The organism is Aeromonas popoffii (assembly GCF_000820025.1).
Taxonomy (GTDB): domain Bacteria; phylum Pseudomonadota; class Gammaproteobacteria; order Enterobacterales; family Aeromonadaceae; genus Aeromonas; species Aeromonas popoffii.
Genome location: NZ_CDBI01000057.1, coordinates 70,355 through 93,487 on the forward strand (window position 1 = coordinate 70,355; position 23,133 = coordinate 93,487).

General features: G+C 61.7%; 19 protein-coding genes and 1 tRNA gene. 13 read left to right on the forward strand and 7 right to left on the reverse strand.

What is annotated here, in order from left to right; translation table 11 throughout:
- The first annotated feature begins 198 nt into the window (after positions 1-198).
- A complete protein-coding gene (locus BN1129_RS11855; RefSeq protein ID WP_042036758.1) occupies positions 199-1,149 on the forward strand; it encodes a TerC family protein in 951 nt (316 codons plus the stop codon).
- A gap of 423 nt (positions 1,150-1,572) precedes the next feature.
- On the opposite strand, the gene BN1129_RS11860 is transcribed toward BN1129_RS11855, so the two are convergent.
- The 4 genes from BN1129_RS11860 to BN1129_RS11875 all read right to left on the reverse strand — a co-directional run bounded on the left by BN1129_RS11860 (position 1,573) and on the right by BN1129_RS11875 (position 5,359).
- Positions 1,573-2,832, reverse strand: a complete 1,260-nt coding sequence (locus tag BN1129_RS11860; RefSeq protein ID WP_042036811.1) for a dicarboxylate/amino acid:cation symporter — start codon at positions 2,830-2,832, stop codon at positions 1,573-1,575.
- A 205-nt stretch (positions 2,833-3,037) separates the two neighbouring features.
- A complete protein-coding gene (locus tag BN1129_RS11865; RefSeq protein WP_209418508.1) occupies positions 3,038-3,469 on the reverse strand; it encodes a CC0125/CC1285 family lipoprotein in 432 nt (143 codons plus the stop codon).
- A gap of 231 nt (positions 3,470-3,700) precedes the next feature.
- Positions 3,701-3,777 (reverse strand) — tRNA-Pro (locus BN1129_RS11870).
- Between the two features lie 238 nt (positions 3,778-4,015).
- Entirely contained in the window at positions 4,016-5,359 is a 1,344-nt protein-coding gene (locus BN1129_RS11875) for a dihydroorotase (protein ID WP_042036761.1), read from the reverse strand.
- Between the two features lie 79 nt (positions 5,360-5,438).
- On the opposite strand from BN1129_RS11875, the gene BN1129_RS11880 reads away from it, so the two are divergent.
- Positions 5,439-6,338 carry a 6-carboxytetrahydropterin synthase gene (locus BN1129_RS11880; RefSeq protein WP_042036763.1) on the forward strand — a complete coding sequence of 300 codons (900 nt, stop codon included), beginning with the start codon at positions 5,439-5,441 and terminating at the stop codon, positions 6,336-6,338.
- 84 nt (positions 6,339-6,422) lie between these two features.
- Here the strand turns inward: BN1129_RS11880 and BN1129_RS11885 are convergent, their stop codons facing one another.
- Positions 6,423-8,435: a methyl-accepting chemotaxis protein gene (locus tag BN1129_RS11885; protein WP_042036764.1), complete on the reverse strand. Its 2,013-nt coding sequence runs from the start codon at positions 8,433-8,435 to the stop codon at positions 6,423-6,425.
- Between the two features lie 250 nt (positions 8,436-8,685).
- On the opposite strand from BN1129_RS11885, the gene hinT reads away from it, so the two are divergent.
- From hinT to secF, 9 genes are all read left to right on the forward strand, one after another.
- Positions 8,686-9,036 (forward strand): purine nucleoside phosphoramidase, encoded by a 351-nt coding sequence (gene hinT / locus BN1129_RS11890; RefSeq protein ID WP_042036766.1) that lies wholly within the window; start codon positions 8,686-8,688, stop codon positions 9,034-9,036.
- On the forward strand, positions 9,036-10,460 hold the full coding sequence (locus BN1129_RS11895; RefSeq protein ID WP_042036767.1) for a COG3014 family protein: 1,425 nt from the start codon (positions 9,036-9,038) through the stop codon (positions 10,458-10,460). Before hinT ends, BN1129_RS11895 begins: the two co-directional genes overlap by 1 nt.
- Positions 10,461-10,522: 62 nt before the next feature.
- Positions 10,523-10,915, forward strand: a complete 393-nt coding sequence (locus BN1129_RS11900) for a YcfL family putative periplasmic lipoprotein (RefSeq protein WP_042036812.1) — start codon at positions 10,523-10,525, stop codon at positions 10,913-10,915.
- Positions 10,915-11,511 (forward strand): penicillin-binding protein activator LpoB, encoded by a 597-nt coding sequence (gene lpoB, locus BN1129_RS11905; protein WP_042036769.1) that lies wholly within the window; start codon positions 10,915-10,917, stop codon positions 11,509-11,511. The genes BN1129_RS11900 and lpoB overlap by 1 nt, the downstream gene beginning before the upstream one ends.
- Entirely contained in the window at positions 11,501-12,334 is an 834-nt protein-coding gene (locus BN1129_RS11910) for a phosphotransferase (protein ID WP_042036771.1), read from the forward strand. Before lpoB ends, BN1129_RS11910 begins: the two co-directional genes overlap by 11 nt.
- Positions 12,335-12,450: 116 nt before the next feature.
- On the forward strand, positions 12,451-13,308 hold the full coding sequence (locus BN1129_RS11915) for a DUF6279 family lipoprotein (RefSeq protein WP_042036773.1): 858 nt from the start codon (positions 12,451-12,453) through the stop codon (positions 13,306-13,308).
- A 107-nt stretch (positions 13,309-13,415) separates the two neighbouring features.
- A complete protein-coding gene (locus BN1129_RS11920) occupies positions 13,416-13,889 on the forward strand; it encodes a hypothetical protein (RefSeq protein WP_042036774.1) in 474 nt (157 codons plus the stop codon).
- A gap of 156 nt (positions 13,890-14,045) precedes the next feature.
- Positions 14,046-15,848: a protein translocase subunit SecD gene (gene secD, locus BN1129_RS11925; RefSeq protein WP_042036775.1), complete on the forward strand. Its 1,803-nt coding sequence runs from the start codon at positions 14,046-14,048 to the stop codon at positions 15,846-15,848.
- 115 nt (positions 15,849-15,963) lie between these two features.
- Positions 15,964-16,878 (forward strand): protein translocase subunit SecF, encoded by a 915-nt coding sequence (gene secF, locus BN1129_RS11930; RefSeq protein ID WP_181364867.1) that lies wholly within the window; start codon positions 15,964-15,966, stop codon positions 16,876-16,878.
- 67 nt (positions 16,879-16,945) lie between these two features.
- Here the strand turns inward: secF and BN1129_RS11935 are convergent, their stop codons facing one another.
- The gene (locus BN1129_RS11935; RefSeq protein WP_042036777.1) at positions 16,946-17,548 is read right to left on the reverse strand and encodes a DUF924 family protein; all 603 of its coding nucleotides are present in this window, start codon (positions 17,546-17,548) and stop codon (positions 16,946-16,948) included.
- 311 nt (positions 17,549-17,859) lie between these two features.
- Here BN1129_RS11935 and BN1129_RS11940 point away from each other — a divergent pair, with 311 nt between their 5' ends.
- Positions 17,860-19,638, forward strand: coding sequence for a M3 family oligoendopeptidase (locus BN1129_RS11940; protein WP_042036778.1), 1,779 nt, complete (start codon positions 17,860-17,862; stop codon positions 19,636-19,638).
- A 155-nt stretch (positions 19,639-19,793) separates the two neighbouring features.
- A complete protein-coding gene (locus BN1129_RS11945) occupies positions 19,794-21,602 on the forward strand; it encodes a M3 family oligoendopeptidase (RefSeq protein ID WP_042036779.1) in 1,809 nt (602 codons plus the stop codon).
- A 56-nt stretch (positions 21,603-21,658) separates the two neighbouring features.
- On the opposite strand, the gene BN1129_RS11950 is transcribed toward BN1129_RS11945, so the two are convergent.
- Positions 21,659-23,056, reverse strand: coding sequence for a nucleobase:cation symporter-2 family protein (locus tag BN1129_RS11950; RefSeq protein WP_042036780.1), 1,398 nt, complete (start codon positions 23,054-23,056; stop codon positions 21,659-21,661).
- Between the last annotated feature and the right edge of the window lie 77 nt (positions 23,057-23,133).

A 23,133-nucleotide genomic window follows, 5' to 3' on the forward strand; every position in this document is an offset into this window, starting at 1 on the left:
TTTGCCTAACAAGGGGAGTAACTTCTCGCTGGTTTGTCGTCATTACGGTGCACCCATATCCTGCAGTGCACCCGGCAGCCGGGCAGTCGATGAAAATGGGCTGTAAGTGAGACCTTGCCGAGAGGCAAGGCGTATCTGCTCCAAACGCAAGCCCACGCCTCTCGGACGTGGGTTTTGTCATTTTTGGGAGGGATAAAAATGGGTGAATGGTGGATGTGGACCGGTTTCTTCAGCATAGTGCTGGTCCTGTTATGGATTGACATACGCTTTGTCGGTGGTGGCAGGTCACACAAGGTGTCCCTCAAAGAGGCGGGGATCTGGTCTCTCATCTGGATCAGCGTGGCCCTGCTCTTCAACCTGGCCATCTGGTTTTGGCTGGATCACAGTGCTGGCCGTGACATTGCCAACCAGAAGGGATTGGAGTTCCTCACCGGCTACCTCATCGAGAAAGCGTTGGCGGTGGATAACGTCTTCGTCTGGCTGATGCTGTTTAGCTACTTTGCCATTCCGGCCGAGCTGCAGCGCCGGGTGCTGCTGTACGGGGTGTTGGGCGCCATCGTGATGCGGGCCGGCATGGTGTTCGCGGGCAGCTGGCTCATCGAGCAGTTCCACTGGATCCTCTATCTGTTCGGCGCTTTCTTGCTACTGACCGGTGCCAAGATGCTGTGGGCGGCCGACAAGGAGCCAGATCTGGCCAACAACCCGCTGCTGGGCTGGATGCGCCGCCGCTTCAAGGTGACCGAGACGCTGGAGGGGGAGAACTTCTTCGTCTGGCGTGACGGTGTGCGTTATGCCACGCCGCTGCTGCTCATTCTGGTGCTGGTGGAGGTGAGCGATCTCATCTTCGCGGTGGACAGTATCCCGGCCATCTTCGCGGTGACCACGGATCCCTTCATCGTGCTGACCTCCAACATCTTTGCCATCATGGGTCTGCGCGCCATGTACTTCCTGCTGGCTGGTGTGGCTGATCGCTTTGCCCTGCTCAAGTACGGTCTGGCGCTGATCCTGATGTTTATCGGGGTCAAGATGCTGTTGCTGGATATCTTCAAGATCCCGACCGGCATAGCACTCGGTGTCGTCGCGCTGATCCTGCTGGTGTCCATGGGGCTAAGTATCTTTGTGACCCGTAAAAAGAAAAAGGTGGCTTGAAGGCGCTGAACATCATCTCGGAGGGGACAGTTCCAGATCCCCCTGAATGACATAGCACTCGGTGTCGTCGCGCTGATCCTGCTGGTGTCCATGGGGCTAAGTCTCTTTGTGACCCGTAAAAAGGCTGCTTAAGCGCGGCCTTCCATAAGGCACTCACAAAAAGGGCTCCCGCAGGAGCTAATGCAAGTCAGTTAAGAGAATGTGAGTCCAGCCCGCGAGGTATAAGGGCCAAAGAGTGAGGGAGGCATGATGCCTCCCTCTTTTTATTGGATGCCTGTCAGGGCAAAGGTGTCAGCCACATTGACGCGTTAACCCTGGCACAGCTCCTGTTATTCAACCTTTCTAATATTCAGTCACAAAAGTGCTTAAGTGACGGGTGTTACGTATCCGCGGGCCGTTTTTCTATCTTGCTGGCGGGAAAGATCACGCCTTGGCGGTATCCACCTCACCCAGCGGCTCGGTTTCACCCAGGCTGTCTTCGGTCTTGGCCACTACGCTGGCGGCGATGGCATTGCCCAGCACGTTGGTGGCGGAGCGACCCATGTCGAGGAAGTGATCTATGCCGAGCAGCAAGAGGATGCCAGCTTCCGGAATATGGAACTGGTTCAGGGTGGCGGCTATGACCACCAGAGAGGCGCGCGGCACGCCGGCCATCCCCTTGGAGGTGACCATCAACAACAGCAGCATGGTGATCTGTTGAGCCAGGGAGAGCTCTATGCCATAGGCCTGGGCGATGAACATGACCGCGAAGGTGCAGTACATCATGGAGCCGTCCAGGTTGAAGGAGTAACCCATGGGCAGCACGAAGCTGGCGATGCGCTTGTCACAGCCGAACTTCTCCAGTCGATCCAGGGTCTTGGGATAGGCGGCCTCGGAGCTGGCGGTGGAGAAGGCCAGCAGGATGGGCTCGCGGATCATGGCCAGCAGGGTCAGCACGCGGCGGCGAATGAACAGGCTGCCCATGGCGATGAGCAGCAGCCAGAGGCAGGCCAGGGCCAGATAGAACTGGGCCATAAAAGTGCCGTAGGTGGCGAGTATGCCGAGCCCTTCCTTGGCAACCATGGCGGCGATGGCACCGAACACGGCGAACGGCGCGAAGTTCATCACGTAGCCTGTCACCTTCAGCATGATCTCGGCGGCGCTGGCCATCAGCTTGACCACGGGTTTGGCGGCATCGCCCAGAGCGGCGGCGGCCAGTCCGAAGAAGAGGGAGAACACCACTATCTGCAGGATCTCGTTGGTGGCCATGGCCTCCACCACGCTTTTCGGGATGGCGTGGGTGACGAAGTCCTTGAGGGAGATGGCACCGGCGACCACGCCGGAACTGGCAGTATCATCCGGCAGGGAGAGGGAGAGCCCCACACCCGGTTGCATCAGGGTGACCATCACCAGACCCAGGGTCAGGGAGAGCAAGGAGGCCAGCATGAACCAGCCCAGGGTCTTGGCACCGATGCGGCCCACGGTACGGGTATCACCCATCTTGGCGATACCGACGACCAGGGTGGTGAAGACAAGGGGAGCAATGATCATCTTGATCAGTCGCAGGAAGATATCGGTCAGTATGGTGATGTCACTGGCAAAGCCAGCAGCCTGATCCGGGGCAAACATGCGATAGCCCTGACCAGTCAGGATGCCAACCAGCATTGCGATGAGGATGGCAACCGTCAATTTATTCATTTTCATGGGGGGGTCCCAGTTTTGATAAGTGCAACGCGTTGAGGGTGGCAGGGGGGCCACTTCAAGTCCGTTTTTGTGATCCGGGCAGTAGATCCCTGACAGCCGGTGTGCTTGCAGCATGCCTAATCCGGGGGGGTAAATCCAGAGTCTTGTAGCAGAATTTTATGTTGCCATTAGTTGTATGTGATATGGATCTTGCATTTCATCAATATTAATCACTGTTTATTTTGATATTGGCGAGATAACTGGCTTGCATGCCCTGTTCATTTAACGAGCGATGAGACAGGGTGAAGATCAGCAGGGCCGAGGTGGTGTGCTGTACCTGCATCTGCGCCAGAAAGGGGTCCGGCTCGTCCGTATCAAAGCCGAATACCGGATGCGAGGGGCTGACCCTGACCGCATCCCGCGACAGGGTCAGCTCGTTCACCTCCACCCACTCGTAGCCCTGGCTCAGTGCCATCTCACCCGCCCGCTTGAGCACATACTTGCGGGCCGTCTCCCGATCAATCAGCTCGTTACCAACAAACTCCAGCTGCCACTTGTCGGGGCCAAGTTGTGTCTGGGAGAAGCCGGTCTGGCCGTTCCAGAATGATTTTTCGCTGTGATAAGGGGTGGCACAGCCGAGCAGCAGGGCGCTCAGCAGGCAGGCCAGCACCAGATCAGGCAGGCTTGCGCCGTTGGCAAACCGTCGTGCATGACGACGGGAGCAGAAGGAGAGGGGGGGCGGATGTTGCATCATGAGGGCCGTTTGGCGAAACACCTCACCACTACAGCACAAACCGATCCGTGAGACAATCGCCGGTCGGGTCACCGTGGGGATACTGGGGATAAAAGAAAAGGCCTTGTCGTTTGACAAGGCCTTTACCGGGGAATTTGGTCGGTGTGAGAGGATTCGAACCTCCGACCCTCTACACCCCATGCAGATGCGCTACCTGGCTGCGCTACACACCGACGGAGTCAGCTCGGCTGACGGGGGCTGAGTTTATGGAGATGCCCCGATCCTGTCAACAGGGGAAATCCCACTCCGAGACCGTTTGCCTGCTTTACGAGCAATTGGCGTTCAAAGTACCGCCATGGCGGCGACATCGGCCATTGAGGGCCCATGTCAGGGGCCTTTTGCTGCGCAGGTTTCAACCCACCATGAAAGCGGCCGCCCCGGAGGCGGCCGTTTGCATCAGTGATGAAGGGATCAGCGGTTGAAGGTCAGCCGCTTGCCCAGCACCTGATCGGTGACCTGACCGTTTTGCCAGGCGATCTGGCCATTGACCAGGGTCATCTCCACCGTGCTGTGGAAGCGGTAACCGTTGAAGGGGGACCAGCCACACAGGTAGAGCAGGTTGCTGTCGTTGACCACATAGGGCTTGCCCAGATCCAGCAGCACCAAGTCTGCGAAGTAGCCCTCACGAATGTAGCCGCGATCCTGCACCTGGAAGCGCTCGGCTACCGCGTGGGATGTCTTCTTGACGATAGTCTCCAGTGAAAACACGCCGTTGTGGTAGAGCTCCAGCAGCGCCAGCATGGAGTGCTGCACCAGAGGGATACCGGACGGCGCCTTGAAGTAGCTGTTCTGCTTCTCCTCCCAGGTGTGGGGAGCATGGTCGGTGGCGATGATGTCCAGCACGTCGTTGCGCACCGCATCCAGCAGGGCGTGCTGGTCGGCGGCTGTCTTCACCGCCGGGTTGCACTTGATCTGGCTGCCCAGGGTATCGTAATCCGCCTCGTTGAAGAACAGGTGGTGGACGCACACCTCGGCGGTGATGTTCTTGTCTTTGAGTTCGCTAAGGTCATGGCTGGCGGTAAACAGCGACAGCTCCTTGGCGGAGGTGAGGTGCAGCACGTGCAGCTTGGCCCCGTACTTTTTCGCCAGACCCACCGCCATGCTGGAGGACTTGTAGCAGGCCTCGTCATTGCGAATGCGACCGTGCTCGCGCATCGGCACATCCTCGCCCCACTTGGCGCGGGCTTCGTCTTCCAGCACCTTGATGGAGGGGGTGTCCTCGCAGTGAGTGACTATCATCACCGGGCTCTCGCGGAAAATCGCCGCCAGTGTCTCCTGGTTGTCCACCAGCATGTTGCCGGTCGAGGAGCCCATGAACACCTTGACCCCGCAGGATTGCTTGGGATCGAGGCGCTTTATCTCGTCGAGGTTGTCGTTGGTGGCGCCGAGATAGAAGCTGTAGTTGGCGGCGGAGGCGTTGGCGGCTATCTGGTATTTGGCTTCGAGGGCATCGAGGGTAGTGGTCTGGGGATTGACGTTGGGCATCTCCATGAAGCTGGTGGTGCCCCCTGCCACGGCTGCCCGGGATTCACTGGCGATGGTCCCCTTGTGGGTCAGGCCTGGCTCACGGAAATGGACCTGATCATCGATCATCCCGGGGATGAGGTGGCGACCGGTTGCATCTATCACCACGGCATCGGGCGCCTCTATGTGAGGGGCGATCCGGGCGATCCGTTCCCCTTCAATCAATACATCCGAGGCATAGATGCGGCCTTCATTGACCAGGGTGGCATTCTTGATAAGCAATTTGTTCATGGGGGAGTCCGGTTCCTTTGTCAGTGATCGCGGGTCATAATATCGCAAACTGCACTTTCTCTGTAGCAAGGCCTGACTGATGAAGTTATTTGTAAGAGATTTGACCGTGATCGACTCCAGCTACCTGTGTGAACGCCGTGGCATGGTAGGGGAGAGCTGGCTGGTGGATGTCGAGATGAGCGGCGAGCTCAACGAGATGAGCATGCTGCTTGACTTTGGTCGGGTGAAAAAACTGATCAAGTCGATCATCGATGAAGAGGTGGATCACAAGCTGCTGGTACCGGCCGAATGCGCCCTGGTCCATGTGGCCCATCTGGAGGGGGAGGAGAGCACGGTCGATCTGCTGCGCCCTGGCCGCTCTATTCACTTGCGCTGCCCCACTCAGGGGTTTGCCTTCATTCCGGCGCCCCAGATAGACAAGGAGTCCGTCACTCGCTATCTGCTGGCGGTGCTGGCCCGGCGGCTGCCCGGCAACATCAAGGACTTGGCGCTGACCCTGCGCCAGGAGCAGATTGATGGCGCCTTCTACCACTACAGCCACGGCCTGAAAAAGCACGATGGCAACTGCCAGCGCATCGCCCACGGCCATCGTTCTCCCATCGAGATCCATGTGGACGGTGAGCGCGATGGTGAGCTGGAGCTGAACTGGGCCGAGCGTTGGGCCGATATCTACCTTGGCACCGAAGAGGACAAGGTGGCTCTCGGCGAACTGAGCCTGAGCGAGCTGGCCAAAAGCACCCTGAATGATACGGCCAACACGCAGCCGGGTGAGCACTACCTCGGCTTCAAGTACGTGGCCCCTCAGGGATTGTTCCAGCTTGCCATGCCGGCGGGGGAGGTGGAGATGATCGACACCGATACCACCATAGAGCTGCTGGCCTGCTACATAGCCCGTGAAGTGAAAAAAGCGGTGGGTGACAAGTTTGTGAAAATCGTGGCGTATGAAGGGGTGGGCAAGGGCGCCATCGCCTACGCCTGATCCCGCGTTCGTTGTCAGAATAACCAAGGCCCCGCATCTGCGGGGCCTTGTCGTTTCAGGGCAATGGAAAAACAGACTGCCTGATCAGGCGCTGAGTCGGAAGTGTTTGACCAGGCTCTCCTGCTGCTCGGCCAGGGAGTCGAGCTGCTGGCTGGTCTCGGCCACCCGCTCAATCCCCTGATAGTTGAGATCCGAGATATCCGAGATGCGGTTGAGGTTGGTGGCGATGTCGGCGCTGGTGGCCTGCTGCTGCTCGGCGGCGGAGGCGATCTGGCTCGACATGTCACTGATCAGCACCACTATCCCCTGCACCTCCTCCATGGCGTTGTTAGCGTGGGAGCTCTGGCTCACGCAGCTGTCCATCTCGCGGGAGCACTCCTGCATGACGGTGACCGCCTTGGCGACCCCCTGCTGCAGGTTTTCGATCATGGTCTGGATCTCGCTGGTGGACTGGGCGGTGCGTCCCGCCAGGCTGCGTACCTCGTCGGCCACCACCGCAAAGCCGCGGCCCTGCTCGCCGGCCCGGGCCGCCTCGATGGCGGCGTTTAGCGCCAGCAGGTTGGTCTGTTCGGCGACGCCGCGAATGACGTCGAGTATGTTGCCGATCTGGTTGCTCATGGCGCTCACATCGCCGATCACCTTGCCGGTCTGCTGCAACTTGCCCGCCAGCTGATGGGTGGTGGTGATGTTGCCGGCCATCACTTTACGACCTGTCTCTGAGGCTTTCTCCACGTCCTGCACCCGCTCCAGGGTCTGGTTGGCTGCCTGGGCCACTTCACGCACCGAGGCTTCCATCTGGGTCATGGCGGCAGCGACCGAGGCGGTTTCCTGGCGCTGTTTCTCCAGATCCACCCGCACCGATTCGGTGGTGTGGCGGTTGTCGTGGGCGGTGGCGTTGAGCTGGGTCGAGGCCTGGGAGAGCTGGGTCAGCACGTTCCCCATCTGCTGGATCAGCAGGTTGATCTGGCTGCCGAGCTGGCCAAACTCGTTCTTGCTGCGAAAACCGATGCGCTGGGTCATGTCGCCCTGGGTCACCTCGGTCAGCACCCGTAGCAGCTCCTTGAGCGGGCGGCGAATGGCCTTGCCCAGGGTGTAGGCCACCAGAATGGCCACCAGTATAGCGATGGCGATGCTGATCCCCTGGGTGAGTGTGCTCTGGGCCTGCACCTTGCCGGAGGCGCGTATGTTGTTGTTCATCAGCAGCTGGCTCTGGTCGGTGATCCCCTCCAGCTTGCGCTGGATGCTGACGATGAGTTTGCTGGCCTGCTTGCTCTGCTCGCGCATCCGCTCTTGCTGCTGCATCAGCGCCAGGTACTGGGAGAGCACCCCTTCGCTGGCGGTGGTATCGCGCACGAAGCCGTGCACGTAGTGGCCCATGTCATTGTCGAAGTTTTTGAGCTCTCCCTGCAGATCCTGGATGGTGCTGTTGAAGCCTTCTATCTGCATTTTGTTGCGTTTGAGCGCCCCCGCGATGGGGGCGGGTATGGTCTGGTTGAGCGCATCCATGGTGGAGAGTTCGATGGCGGAGAGTTTGGTGGTCAGGGTCTCGGACAGCATCTTGATGAAGTTGTCGTCTATGGTGACCATCATGTCCCCCAGGCTCTTCTTGAACTGGGGCAGACTGACCTGGAACTGCCCCTTGGCCTGGTTCACTTTGTGCAAGCGAATGAGCAAGGCCTGATGTTCGGCAGGCAGGGTGCCGGTCAGTTGCAGATAGTCGCTGACCAGCGTGCTCAGTGCCGCCATCTCGCCCTGCAGTTCAGGGTGAGCCGCCGCCTGCCGACTGAGGGTGGCGAGCGTCTTGTCGACCTGAGCCTTGGCCTGTTGTAGCGCGGCCACCTCGGCCTGGATCTGCTTGGGATCCTGCTCGGTCAGCACGTCGGTGAGCCACTTGTTGGCGCTGAGCAAACTGATCTGGGTCTGACTGCTGGCGATCACCAGTGGCATGGATTGCCGGGTGACCTGATCCAGCGCCTGATTGAGCTCGCGCTGGCTGCGAAAGGTGAGTACCGAGGAGGCCGCCATCACGGCCACCAGAATGGCAAAGCCTAAATAGACCCTCTGCAAGATGGAGAGGTCTGACATTGTTTGTTTCATTATTGTCCCGCTTTATATGCAAAAGTCCCTTGCCTGAATACCCCGTCCATTTGATACCCTGCTACCACCCTGGGCGAGTGACGCCATCTGACGTCTTCCGGCTATCGGTATTTTTAACAATAACTGAAGAAAATGGGACAACGGCTGTGTCAAATGTTGGCTTGTGTCACACTTGACACCCCTTGATGACCACCTCGGGAGCAACTTGAGGTGGGTGTTGAATTTTCTTTTTCATATAAAGGAGTTATCCATGGCGCAAGAAACCATTTTCAGCAAAATCATCCGTAAAGAGATCCCCGCCGACATCCTTTATCAAGACGAGCTGGTGACCGCATTCCGGGACATCCAGCCCAAGGCCAAGACCCATATCCTGATCATTCCCAACGTATTGATCCCCACGGTCAACGACGTGGAAGCCGAACATGAGCTGGCCCTTGGTCGCATGTTCACGGTGGCGCGCAAGCTGGCAAGCGAGGCCGGGATTGCCGAGGATGGCTATCGCCTGATCATGAACTGCAATCGCCACGGCGGGCAGGAGGTCTACCACATCCACATGCATCTGCTGGGGGGTCAATCCCTGGGGCCGCTGCTTAGCCTGTGATGCTTCGGTTTCCCCGTCTGGCCGCTCTTCTGCTGGTCAGTGCCCTGCTGGGGGGCTGCGCCTCCCACTGGCAGGACATATTCGTCTCCTATTCCGATCAGATGGCGCCGCTGCGCAACCAGCTGTTGCTGGGGCACGCCGCCGAGGCGTTGCCAGCGGTGCGCGAATCCACTCAAGGGGACGACAGCTATGTGCTGGACCGGCTCGAGCAGGGCCGCATCGCCTGGCTGGCAGGTCAGGATACGGGCAGCAAGCAGGCGTTCACCGCCGCCGACAGCCGCCTTGAGTGGGAAGACAATCAGGCCCAATACCGGCTGAGCCAGGGGTTGGGTCAGGCGGGTAGCCTGCTTACTAACGATCAGAGCATGGCTTACCTGACGCCGGATTATGAGCGCACCATGCTGCATCACTATCTGGCGCTCAATTACCTGCAACGGGGAGATGCCGACGGCGCCCTGGTGGAGGTACGCCGGGCCAATCAGGTGCAGGAGCGGGCCCTCAAGGCACGGGCGGGGGAGCTGAACAAGGCCAGAGAGAAGCGGGCTGAAGCCACTACAGAGCGCGAGATGCGCCAGATGATGTCGCACGGGGCTCCGGATCTCGACCGGCTGATTGGCCAGGTGAAAAACGGCTTTCAGAACGCCTATACCTTCTATTTCTCTGGCGTGCTGTATGAGGCTGCCGGGGATCTTAACGATGCCTGGGTCGACTATCAGCGTGGCTACCAGATAGCGCCGGACAACCAGAGCCTGCAGGATGCCTTGCTGCGCCTCGCCCGTTTACGGGGCTCCGCGGACGAGATCCGCGAGACCGAGAAGAAAGTGGGTCGCAAGGCGCCGCCGCTTGCCAAGGATCAGGGGCAGCTGGTGGTGCTGTTTGAAGATGGCTTGATCCCGGCGCGGCGCGAACTGTTCCTGCCGCTGCCCATCGCCACCTCTCGCGGTGATTTTCGCACCTTTACCGTTGCCATCCCCTATTACGACAATAGAGCCAGCCAGACAGGTCCCCTTGTCGTCTCGGTTGGCAAGCGAATCGAGCAGACCAGCGAGCTGGTCAGGCTGGAAGCGCTGGCCGCCAAGGATCTGCAGGAGCGGTTGCCGGGCATGCTGACCCGTCAGGCGCTGCGGCTGGTGGCCAAGGAGCAGCTGAGGCACACCGCCGCCAAAGAGGGGGGCGATGTGGGCAATATTCTGGTCGGCATCTTCAATATCCTCTCGGAGCGGGCCGATACCCGCAGCTGGCTGACGTTGCCGGCCCTGGCGTCCAGTTGGCAGGGCATGCTGCCGGCTGGCGAGGTACAGCTCACCCTGGGGGCGGGCAGCGCCCAGCGCCAGGTGCCACTCACCATCCACAAGGGACACACCACCCTGGTCTGGGTACAGCGCCTCGGGGCTGGCTTGACCACCCGCGTTATGCCGTTATAAGGATGGCGTGACAGATACGATAAACCGGCGTGACCTGTGGCCTGCCGGCGAAGGAGATCAAGATGAAAGCATACGGTTTGGCCCTGGCGATGCTGCTGACCGGCTGCGCCACCAATACGTCCGGCGTGGCGCTCTATGGCGCGGCGGGGGCGGCACCCGTGCAGGAACAGCATCAGAACGTCAATGTGACCCTGACCGAACTGAGCCGGCGCGAGCAAAATGGCCTGCTGCAGGTCAATGTGGCTGCGGCCAGTACCCAGCGTGGCGATAACAGGCTGCAATATCTGTTCTATTGGTATGATGAGGCGGGGCAGGAGGTGGCCAGCGATGGGCGCGGCTGGACCCCTATTCAGCTCCACGGCTATCAGAGCCGCACCCTATCAGCCCTGGCGCCGAGCCCGGCCGCCCGGGGATACCGGATTTATGTACGCGAAGTGATTGAGGAATCCTACTGATGAAAATGAATCATGCCCTGCTGATATTGACTGGCGCCCTGCTGCTCGGCGGCTGTTCCAGCACCACTGTCAGCTATGGCGACCCGACCGAAACCGAGACGGTGACAGTGGACTACGGTTCATCGGATCTGCAGGCCATCGCTGACAAGATGGCGGACTCCATGCTCGCCTCGCCGGCCACCAGCGAGATCACCGCCGGCGGTCGTCCGGTGATGTTTATGGACTCCATCCGCAACAAGACCTCGGAGCACATAGATACCGAGGCCATCACCGACACCATCCGCACCAAGTTGTTGCGGTCCGGCAAGTTCCGTTTCGTCGACATGAGCAAGGTGGCGGCGGTCAAGCAGCAGCTTGAGTACCAGCAGGGCAGCGGCATGGTGGATCCCGCCTCCATGGTGCGTCTGGGCAAGCAGACCGGGGCCCGTTACATGATCTATGGCAACCTCGCCAGCATCGTCAAGGACAATGGCAAGGTGAAGAATGTCTACTACCAAATGACCATGAACCTGATGGATCTGCAAAACGGCGAGCTGCTGTGGGCCGATCAGAAGGAGATCCGCAAACAGGCGAAGAAATCCACCTTTGGCTGGTGATCTGGCGGCGCTCGCGCTACTGGCCAGCCTGCCGGCCCCCTGGTGTTCGGGGCGGCTGGAAGCGCTGGCCAGCGGCCTGACCAACTGCAACTATCGACTGCGCCTCCCCTCGGGGCGCAGTCATTTTTTGCGGCTCGGTCATCCGGATCCGACGCGGCTCGGCATCGACAGGGCAACCGAGTGGCAGCTCTATCGGGGGGCCATCGGTCAGGGGTTGGCGTTGCCCTGCCATCACAGCGACCTCGCCAGCGGCCTGATGTTGCTGGATTGGTGCGATGAACCCAACTGGGCCGAGGCGCCCCCGCCATCCGCCGAGCAGCCCCGTTTGCTGGCCGAGGTGCTGGTGCGACTGCACCGGCTGCCGGTGCCCGCCGTGGTGATGGCGGTGCGGGCTCATGCTGCCGGTTATCGCGGCCGCCTGGCCCGGATCCCTGAATGGTTGCCTGCGCTGGAGCGGGGGCTGATCGCCAGCCGTGAGCCGGCCGATTGCTGGCTCCCTTGCCATCATGATCTCAATCCGGCTAATTTGTTGGGGTCGCGCCCCTGGGTCATCGACTGGGAGTATGGCGCCGCCGGCCATCCCGGTTTCGAGGTCGCCAGCATACAGCGCACCCACGGCTGGAACGACGACCAGCGAGAGGCACTGGAACAGCGCTATCTTGAACGGGCAGGGGGGGCGCTGGGAGCAAAGGGCTTTCAGAGTCAGGCCTTCTTGCCCTGGGTCGACTACATAGGGCTGCTGTGGGCGCTGCTGATGGCCGAGCAAGCCCCCGGGCCCGATTATCAGGCGTTGATCGACAGCAATCGTCAACGGCTGGAGTAGTGCCGGTGGCGGGGTTGTCAGGGGCGGCTCGACACGCATCGCCCACGTTTCAGTGGCTGGCCCTGACAGGATCAGATCGAGATGAATCATTAACTCGTCAACCGTTGGAGTAGTGCATGGTGACCTCCTTTTCCTGGCGTCAGCCCCGCAGCTGGAGTCTGTTGTTGCTCTGCCTGCTGTTGCTGGGCTGTTCCACCCGGGTGGTCTATTACTGGCTGGACGTGGCCATCGTCTGGCAGCTGGATGACTACTTCTCGCTGGATCGCAGCCAGAAGCGGCTGCTGGGCAACGAGGTCAAGGGGCTGATGGCCTGGCACCGTCAGTATGAGGTGCCCCGTTACGCCGATGATCTGGACGCGCTGGCCAAGGCGGTGGTGAGCCCCATGAGCCCGGCCCAGGTCTCTCTTCATCTGGAGGCGGCCCAGCAGAGCCTGACTCGCACCCTGGAGAACACGGTTCCCCGCGCCGTCCGGCTGGCCCGTACCCTGACCGAGGAGCAGGTGGCCCTGTTCATGAAGGACAGGCTCAGCCGGCAGACCGAGCGGGAGCAGGATTTTGCCCGCCAGCCCAAGGCCGAGCGGCTCAGGGAGTTCACCGACAGGATGAACAAGCGGCTGGTGTTCTGGATTGGGGAGGTGAAGCCGGCCCAGGCGCCGCTGGTGGCACAGTGGGTGGCGTGGCAGTACGAGTTGCAGGCCCCCTGGCTGGAGTTCCAGAGCGCCTGGACCAAGGAGCTGGACAGGCTGATGCAGCAGCGCCAGAGCCCGGACTTCGGCGCCCAGCTCACCGCCCTGTTGCAGCAGGGGGATGGACTCATGGATGGCCGTTTCACCGGCTACACGGATCAGTCCCGCCAGCGCACCGTCAACTGGCTGAGCGCCCTGAGCCAGTCGCTGGACATCTCCCAGCGCGCCCATCTCTACACCCTGCTCAAGGGCTATGCCCGCGATTTCAGGCAGATGTCGCAGGGGTGAGTCTTGTTTTCGGCAGGGCGCCGTGCGAGGTTTGATGGCCCTGCCGCCCTTGTCCTTGTTGGGCGCCTGTGGTAGTTTGCCCTTTCTATTATTCGGGAATTAACTTTTTGAGCCTGTTGGACAAAGTGAAACTGGCGTTGATGACACTGCTCATCTCGCTCACTCTGTTGCTCTCTACCGTCTCGGTGGAGGGGCTCAAGGCATCCGCGCCTCAGGCCGCTTCCCAGCATGGCCAGCTGATGAATGATGTCGGCACAGGCGATCAGCCCGATACCGCGCGGGTGATCCACAGCGCCAGCGACAGCGACGACGGTGTCGTCAAGTTTGTCGGCTCCTACCAGAATCATCTGCTGCGGCTCGAACACTCCCTGCGCAGTGATCACCAGCCCGGCAGCGTCGTCTACGAGCTGATCATGAGCTGGTCGCAGCAGGCTATCCTGCTGCTGCTCTGTGGCCTGCTGCTCTACGCGGCCCTCTTCTACCCCAAAAACAGCTTCCGCGACTGCTTTGCCACCATTCACCGGCACAGGTTGCAACGTCAACACCTGCAATACCGCTTCTCCCAGAGTTACCTCGCCTGATCCCGATGGGGTCCGGCCTTGCTGCACTGCCTCATCGTCTCCTGTAAAGCCTGCTCACCGCGCGTGAACGGGCCCTGATCTCATTTATGTTTTCTTGCGTACCGCCCCCGCCATGGGTGGCGAGCGCGCCGCCTTCTACTGACAGAGGCTTTTGCCATGAGCAAAAAGAGTCGTACCACCCTGAATCGCATGAGCATGTGGCAGTATGCCCTGCTGCTGCTCATGCTGGTTACCTTTGCGTTTTACTCCCTGCCCACCTTCTTCGGTGAGCAGCCTTCCCTCGGCCTGCACGGCCAGACCAGCCTGACCGAGGCGCAGCGCACCCTGCTGGCCGACAACCGGATAGTGCCGGTCAAACAGGTGCAACAGAAAGAGCGGGTCGAGCTGGTGTTCAACAGCCAGTCCGAACAGCAAAGGGCCAAGCAGCTGCTGGAGCAGCAGGGCTATGACAGCGCGGCCCTGACCCTGGAGTTCTACTCCAATGCCCCGACCTGGATCAGCCAGCTCGGCGCTTCCCCCATCAAGCTCGGGCTGGACTTGCGCGGCGGCTCCCAGCTGCTGATCGGGGTCGATCTCAGCTTCGTGGTGGACAACCAGACCAGAAACCTGGTGGACACGCTGCGCACCCAGTTTCGCGAGGCGCGCCTGCGGGGCGCCAACGTGGCCCGGGTGAGCGAAGGGGAGGTGAGAGTCACACTGCCCGAGGTGGCCGATCAGGCACCCTGGCTCAACATCATCAAGGATTCCGCCGGCACCCGACAGGATCAGTGGATCCTCAATCGCAGCGGCAACGAGCTGCGACTGGTGATGAGCGAGACCGAGCGCGCCCTGCTGGCCAACAACGCCGTGACCCAGAACCTGTCGATCCTGAAAAAACGGATCAACGAGCTTGGCATCGTCGAGGCCTCGGTCCAGCGTCAGGGCCAGGATGGCATCCGCATCGAGCTGCCAGGGGTGCACAATCCCAAGCAAGCCAAGGAAGTGATAGGCGCCACTGCGTCGCTGGCCTTCTACGAGGCCCAGGCCGACAGCCGCTTTTTCATGGCGGATCGCAGCGGTCAGGCGGTCGGTCTGGCCCGCAAGCCGGTGCTGACTGGTGAGCACATCGTCGATGCGCGCGCCAATATGGGCGAGATGGGCCAACCCCAGGTCAATATCGTGCTCGACAGCCTGGGTGGCAGCAAGATGAACCAGTTCAGCCGCCAGCACGTGGGCAAACCGATGGCCACCGTCTTCACCGAATACAAGACCAACGCCCAGGGCCAGCTGCGTGCCCAGAGCGAGGTGATCAACGTCGCCACCATCCAGACCGCCCTTGGCAACCAGTTCCGCATCACAGGCATTGGCAGTTTGCCTGAGGCGCAAGAGCTGGCCATGCTGCTGCGGGCCGGTGCCCTCACTGCGCCGCTCAAGATCCTGGAAGAGCGCTCAATCGGCCCAACTCTCGGCTTGCAGAACATAGAGGCGGGCTTCACCGCGCTGGCGTTCGGCATGGCGGGCATGATGCTGTTCATGATGGCCTGGTATCGCAAGTTCGGCTGGGTCGCTATCACGGCGCTCATCGCCAACCTGCTGATGCAGGTGGGCATGCTGGCCGTGCTGCCGGGGGCCGTGCTGACCCTGCCAGGGATCGCCGGTCTGGTACTCACGGTCGGCATGGCGGTGGATACCCATGTGCTGATCTTTGAGCGGATCAAAGACCGCCTGCGGGAGGGGGGGAGCCTTGCCAACGCCATCGACTTTGGCTATCGCTCGGCGTTTCGCACCATCTTCGATGCCAACATCACCACCCTGATCTGCGCCGTGGTGCTCTACTCCATCGGCTCGGGCCCGCTGCAGGGCTTCTCCATCACCCTGATCCTGGGTCTCATCTCCAGCATGGTGACCGGCATCTGGGGCACCCGCGCCATCATCAACCCCCTGTGGGGCAAGTGCAGCGACAAGCTGCTGAGGGTGTGATCGTGACCCCTGCATTCACTTTGTGCCATCGCGTCGCGCGTTCGAGCCTGCTCCGCGCCTGCGCCACGCGCTTCCGGTTGGGAAGCCCGAGTCAGCTGTTGTTGAGGATAAAACTATGTTGAGAATGATCGTTGCCATGGGGTTGACCCGCTGGCGTTACATCGGGTTGTGGATTTCCGTGCTGCTGACAGTGGCGAGCATAGCCGTGCTGGCCATCAACGGGTTGTCGCTCGGGCTCGACTTCACTGGCGGCATATTGCTGGAATTTCGCATCCAGACCCTGAAAGAGGCTCATGAACTGAACGCCCTGCTGAGCGCCCCGCTGGCAGGGGCGGTCGAGCTGAGCGGCGCCGGTATCCCGGGGGAGTGGCTCATCAAGCTGCCGCCCCACGAGCTGCCCTGGCCGGCCGAAGAGCTGGCACTCATGCTGGGTCAACAGCTCAACTTGCCGGTGGAGCTGCTGCGCACCACCATCGTCGGCCCTCAGGTGGGCGCCGAGCTATTCCAGCAGGGGATGCTGGCGGTGCTGGTGGCGTCGCTCGCCATCTCCGCCTACCTGGCGGTGCGCTTCGAGTGGCGTCAGGCCATCGGCATCCTGGTGTCGGTGCTGCACGACGGTCTGGTGGCCCTGGGGCTGCTGGCACTGTTCCACATCGAGTTTGACCTCAACGTGATCGCCGGCCTGATGGCGGTGATCGGCTATTCGCTCAACGACAGCATCGTTATTTCGGACCGGTTGCGGGACATCTTGAGCTCACGCACCAAGCTCTCCATCCACGACTGCTCGGACGTGGCGATCAAGGCGACGTTCAGCCGCACCATGATCACCTCGGGCACCACCCTCTTTACCGTGGGCGCCTTGCTGTTGTTCGGGGGCGACGCCCTCTACGGCTTCGCCTTCACCCTGTTCGCCGGCATCCTGGTGGGGACCCTCTCTTCCATCACGGTCGCCTCCACGGTGCAGGAGCTGCTGGGTCTTTCGCCCCAGGCCTACCAGAAGAAAGAGGAGGAGTTGGCAGAAGCGGCGTGATGCCCCTTGTTCACTCCCTGCATGCAAAACGGGCCCATCGGGCCCGTTTTTTATCTCTGCGGGTAGCCTAGAAGCCGGAGCCCGGTTGCTGCAAAAATTCAGCCTCCTCCGCAGTGCTGGTGCGACCCAGGATGGCGTTGCGGTGAGGGAAGCGGCCAAAGCGCTCGATGATCACCTGATGACGGCGGGCAAAGTCGGCAAACCCTTCGAAGGTGGCCTGCGCCTGTGTGTTGACCTGCTCTGCTGCCAGTGCTTCGAACAGGGTCACGCTGCGGACTTGCTGCTCTCGCGATTCGGCGTGCTCCAGCGGCAGATAGAAGAAGACCCGGGCCAGCGGGGAGAGCGCCTTGTCTGCCCCCAGCGACAAGCCTTTGAGGCAGAGATCCCGGGCCCCGGCATCTTGGGCAAAGGCGCCTGGGGTGGCGCGATGGATGTTGCGTGGCAGTTGATCCAGCAGCAGGATCAGCGCCAGCCGGCCGACGGGCACCTCGGCCCAGTGGGCCAGAGTGCCAGTGGCGGCAGCCTCGGCCAGTGCCCCAAAGCGGCGGGTGATCAGTGCATCGGTTGCGCTGCTTTTTCCCCACCAGAGGGGGGCTTGCCGTTGGGCGCGGGTGGCGTCGTCGGTGTCATCGCCAAACCAGAAATCGAGTAGAGATTGCCAGGGTTGCATGGGAACTCCTTGAGCCGGGATGACTCGGGGTGAAGCAGGGTCCATTGACCCTGGTGTGGTTGCGGCCTTACGGGCGACTTCTCGTTACACTGTGCCATCTTTTGCCTGAAATAAGGACCCCCCTCTGGTCGGTCCTCGCGTGTGGCGTCTGCCCTGCTCGATGATAAGGCCTTCGTACCGGCCACTGTGTCTCCTGTTTGCTGACTTGGATGGGGGCTGGGCAAATGCCGACCGCCTTCGTACTATCGTCAGTGGCACTCGCCCGCAGAGGCGATGCCACCCGACCTGGATGCAAACAAACAAGGACAGTTATGAACCCACCCGTTTGGCTGGATGATCACATCTATGCCGCCCCCGATTGCCCGGCAATCGACGCCGATTTCCAGCGTGCCCGCGAGGCCCTGAACAGCCTGCAACGCTTGCTGGATGAACTGCCCAAGACCACCGACATCAATGCCTTGCGCCACTTGCTGCGGGCCATCAGATCCTGCTGGACTGATGTGCGTCGGCTGGAATGGAACAGCCAGACCTATGCCTATAACCGGCTCAGCCGAGATGGTCGCGACGAGGCGGCCAAGGTGCTGCTCTCCCGGGGTCAGCAGTTGCAGGCGACTCTGGCCCAGCTCAGCAAACCGGTGACCCTGTTCTGGGCAAGCGCTCCCGAGGGGCAGGTGCGGGCCCTGTTGCAGGATCCCGAGCTGTTCGAGCTGGCCTACCTCATCCGTCATGATCGCCGCCTGCAGGATCAACGGCTCTCCTTGGAGAGCGAGCAGCTGATCGAGGGGCTCTCGGTGGATGGGCTGCAAGGCTGGGGCGATCTCTACGACAGTCTGGTGGGCCGACTCAGGCCCGTGGTGGAGGGCGAACCCATGGGACTGGCCCAGGCGGACAACTTGCTGGCTCACCCGGATCGGGCGCGCCGTGCCAGCGCCTGGCACGGCATCCAGGCCGCCTGGCAGGCAGAGCAGGAGACGGTGGCCGCCATCCTCAACGCCATCAACGGCTGGCGTAACGAACTCGCCGCCCAGCGTGGCAAGGTGCACAGGCTCGATGCGCTGGATGTCTCCTGTCATCAGAGCCATATCGAGCGTACCACCCTGGATACCCTGATGGCCGAGGCTGACGCCCACAAAGCGCTGGGACGGCGAGCCTTGCGCGCCATGGCCAGCGCCCAGCAGATCATCGATTTTGCCCCCTGGGATCTCTATGCTCCGGCGCCCGCCGCGCCCTCAGCCGCGCTCAGCTTCGAGCAGGCGCTGACCCTGGTGGCCGATGCCTTCGCCGGGTTTGACCCCGAAATGGGGGCCTTTGCCCGCATGATGGCCAAGCAGGGCTGGATTGATGCGGCTCCCAGCGCAAACCGGCGCAGCGGTGCCTACAGTACCGAATATGCCGATCCTCCCGAGCCTCGGGTGTTTCTCACCTTCGAGGGCACCATGGACAACCTCATCACCCTGGCCCACGAGCTTGGGCACGCCTGGCACAGCTGGCTGTTGCGGGACCTGCCGCTGGAGCAGCGCGACTACCCCAAGACGCTGGCCGAGACCGCCTCTCTGTTTGCCGAGGCCCTGGTGCGTGATGCCCTGTTGGCCGCCACCGACAACATGGAGCAGCGCAGGGCCATCGCCTGGCTGGACGGGGAGCGCGCCGCCAGCCTGCTGCTCGACGTTCCGGCCCGCTTCACCTTCGAGCGAGCGCTGGTGGCGGCGCGGGAGCAGGGCTATGTGGGGGCAAGCCAGCTGCGGCAGATGATGAAATCCGCGCAGCAGCAGTGCTATGGTGACACCCTCAGCCAGTACGACGAGCTGTTCTGGGCCAGCAAGGGCCACTTCTCCATCGCCGATATCGGGTTTTACAACTACCCCTACCTGTTCGGCTATCTGTTCAGCCTGGGGCTTTATGCCCAGAAGGAGCGGGCCGGGGGCGAGTTTGCCCACGCCTATCGCGCGCTGCTCATCGACACGGGCCGCATGAGCGCCGAGGATCTGGTGGAGAAACACCTGGGAGTCGACATTCGCGAACCCGCTTTCTGGCAGGAGAGCCTGCGCTATGTGGAGGAGGCGGTCGAGCGCCTCGAACGACTGGTGTGACGGGCTGGCTCCTCTGATCGCATTGGCTGACCAGACTGGCCGTTCGGGGTCGCCCCGGCGGCCTCTGTTTCTTTCGTGGCGGGCCTGCAGCGGCCTGGCCACGCGCATTTCACCCCGGGCAGCCTCTGCCCCCAGATATTGATGACGAGCGTTTGATGCAGCAACGAATTTACCCACAACAGTGGCACAACCAGCATATCTATCCCGCCCTCGATTGCCCCGAGCTGGACGCTGACATGAGCCTGGCCCGTGCCAACCTCGCCGAGCTGGCCGGTTTTATCGACGGTCTTGCCCCGATGCTGGAGAGCACCGATGCCTTGCCCGATTTTTTACGGGAAGTGCGCCTGCGGACTCGGGACATTCACAACATTGGCTGGAACGTGGCGATTCTGGCCGCATGCCGCGGCAGTCAGGATGCGCGGGATCCGCAGGCCAAGCAGCTGGCGTCCCGTGCCCGCGCCCTCAACGCCGATCTGTTCAAGACCCTGGCACCGGTGGAAGACTTGATGCTGGCACTGCCCGAGCCCGAGTTTGAGCGGCTGATGCAGGACCCCTTGCTGGGGGAGGAGGCGTACCGGCTGCGCCATGAGCGCCGGCTGCAGGATCAGCGCCTGCCGGTGGAGGCGGAGCAGCTGGTGATTGGGCTTGGCACCGATGGGCTGCACGCTTGGGGCAACCTCTACAACGATCTGGTGGGCAAGATCCGCCTCGTGATTGACGGCCGCGAGATGGGGCTGGCCGAGGCGAGCAACCTGCTTTCCAGCCCGGTGCGGGCCCTGCGCCGCGAGGCTTTTGACGCCATCAGTGCCGGCTGGGAAGGGGAGCAGGAGACGGTGGCGGCCATCCTCAATGCCCTCAATGGCTGGCGGCTGGAGCTGGCGCGCCAGCGCGGCAAGCAGCGTGTGCTCGATGCGCTGGATCTCTCCTGCCATCAGAGCCATATCGAGCGCACCACCCTGGATACGCTCATGGCCGAGACGTATCACGCCCGGGGTCTGGGCCAGCGGGCGCTGGGGCTGATGGCCCGGCAGCTTGGCATCACAGATCCGGGGCCGGAGGACTTGTTTGCACCGCCCCCGGCCGCCAGCAGCCGCGCCATCCCGTTCGAGGAGGCGATCGCAATCATCGAGGGGGCTTTTGCCCGCTTTGATCCCGAGATGGGGGAGTTTGCCCGCATGATGGCCGAGAAGGGGTGGATTGATGCAGCGCCCACGCCAAATCGCCGCACCGGCGCCTACTGCACCAAGTTTGCCGATCCGGTGGAGCCGCGGGTCTTTGTCACCTATGCCGGCACCATGGACAACGTCATCACGCTTGCTCACGAGCTGGGTCACGCCTGGCACAACTGGGTCATTCGCGATCTGCCGATGAGCCAGCGTCGTTACCCCATGACGCTGGCGGAGACCGCCTCCATCTTCGCCGAAACCCTGGTGCGCAGCGCCCTGTTTGAAAAGGCCCAAAGCCCGGAAGAGCAGCGGGCCATCGCCTGGGCGGAAGCCGATGGCGCTGCCACCTTCCTGGTCAACATTCCGGCCCGCTTCGATTTCGAGCAGGCGCTGGTGGCGGAGCGGGCGCAGGGCTATGTGTCGGCAGAGCGACTCAAGGCGCTGACCGACGAGGCGTGGGGCCGCTGGTATGAGGGGAGCCTGACCCACTATCACCCCATGTTCTGGGCGGCCAAGGCGCACTTCTCTATCGCCGGGTTCGGCTTTTACAACTACCCCTATCTGTTCGGTTATCTGTTCAGCCTCGGGGTCTATCAGCAGTTGATGAGCCGCAAGGCGGCGGGGGAAACGAATGTGGCCGAGGCCTATCGCGCCCTGTTGCGCGATACCGGCCGTATGAGCGCCGAAGATCTGGTGGCAAAACATCTGGGTCAGGATATCCGTGAAGCCGCGTTCTGGCAGGGCAGCATGGCGCTGGTGGCGGCGGCGGTGGATCGCTTCGAGCAGACCTGCGGTTAAGGGGACTCAGGCAGGTGAACGTGCCGCCGGGCAGTCTATCTGCCCGGCGGCTTTTTTTATGGTTGGGGGTCGACTGGCCGTACCGGGCCCACCAGCAGGGGTCTGGGCTGGTGGCTGAGATCCGGCTGGTAGCCGTTGAAGAAGAGATTCAGCAGCACCGAGCTCAGGGTCGCCAGCAGGATACCGCTGTGCAGCAGCGGCTGCAGCACGGCGGGAAAGTGCTGAAAGAAGTGGCCGGAGACGGTGGGGATCATGCCGACCCCTAAGCTGATGGCGACGATATAGAGGTTGTGACGATTGCAGTTGTAATCGGCCCGCGCCAGGATGCGAATGCCGGTGGCCAGCACCATGCCGAACATGACGATGCCGGCGCCACCGAGCACAAAGGGGGGAATGGAGGCGACCATCAGTGACATCTTGGGGATCAGGCCAAAGGCGAGCAGTATCCCCCCCGACATGACGCAGACCCAGCGACTCGACACCCCGGTCACGCTGACCAGCCCGATATTCTGGGAAAACGAGGTGTGGGGAAAACTATTGAAGATGCCGCCGATGACGGTGCCTATGCCGTCTACCCGCAGCCCTCGCACTATGTCGCCCCGAGTGGCCGGGTGGCCGACTATGTCGCCGAGGGCCAGAAACATCCCCATGGATTCGATGAAGGTGATGAGCATGATGACGGTGAGGGTCGCGATGGAGATGGGATCGAAGGTGGGCCAGCCAAATGCGAACGGCACTATGGGGGCAAACCAGGCCGCCTCATTGAGGCCGGTCAGGTTCACCTCGCCCATGCCGATGGCGATGACAAAGCCGAACAGTATGCCGAGCAGCACAGAGATGTTGCTGAAAAAGCCTTTGGTGAAGCGGGTCACCAGCAAGATGAAGGCGAGCACCAGGAAGCTGGTGCCTATGTAGCGCAGGCTGCCGTACTCGGGATTGTCCTTGCCCCCCGCCATCCAGTCGATCCCCACCTGCATGATGCTGATCCCGATGGAGGTGATGACCACACCTGTCACCACGGTCGGAAAGAGTGGCATCAGGCGGCCGACCAGGGGAACCAGCAGGGTGGAGATGATCCCGGCGGCGATGGTGGCACCGAAGATGCCGGTCAGCCCCAGATCCGGGTTGGCACCGATGGCCAGCATGGGCATGACGGCGGCGAAGGTGACCGACATGATGACGGGCAGCCTGATCCCGGCAAACCGGCCTATCCCCAGACACTGCAGCAGGGTGACGATACCGCAGCAGAACAGATCAGAGCTGATGAGGTAGGAGATCTGTGCCTTGGGCAGCCCCAGGCTGCCGCCGATCACCAGCGGCACCGCCACGGCACCGGCGTACATCACCAGCACATGTTGCAAACCCAGGGTAAAGAGCTGGCCAGGGGGGAGCATGCGTTCCACTTCATCGACGGGGCGGCAGGTGGTCGTCCCGGGGGGATTGGTCTGGTTCATGAATACATCACTCCTTGCGGCCCGAGCGGTACGGCCGGGCAAGATGGGGCTGGCCCCCCCGCTCAGGGATTATGGGC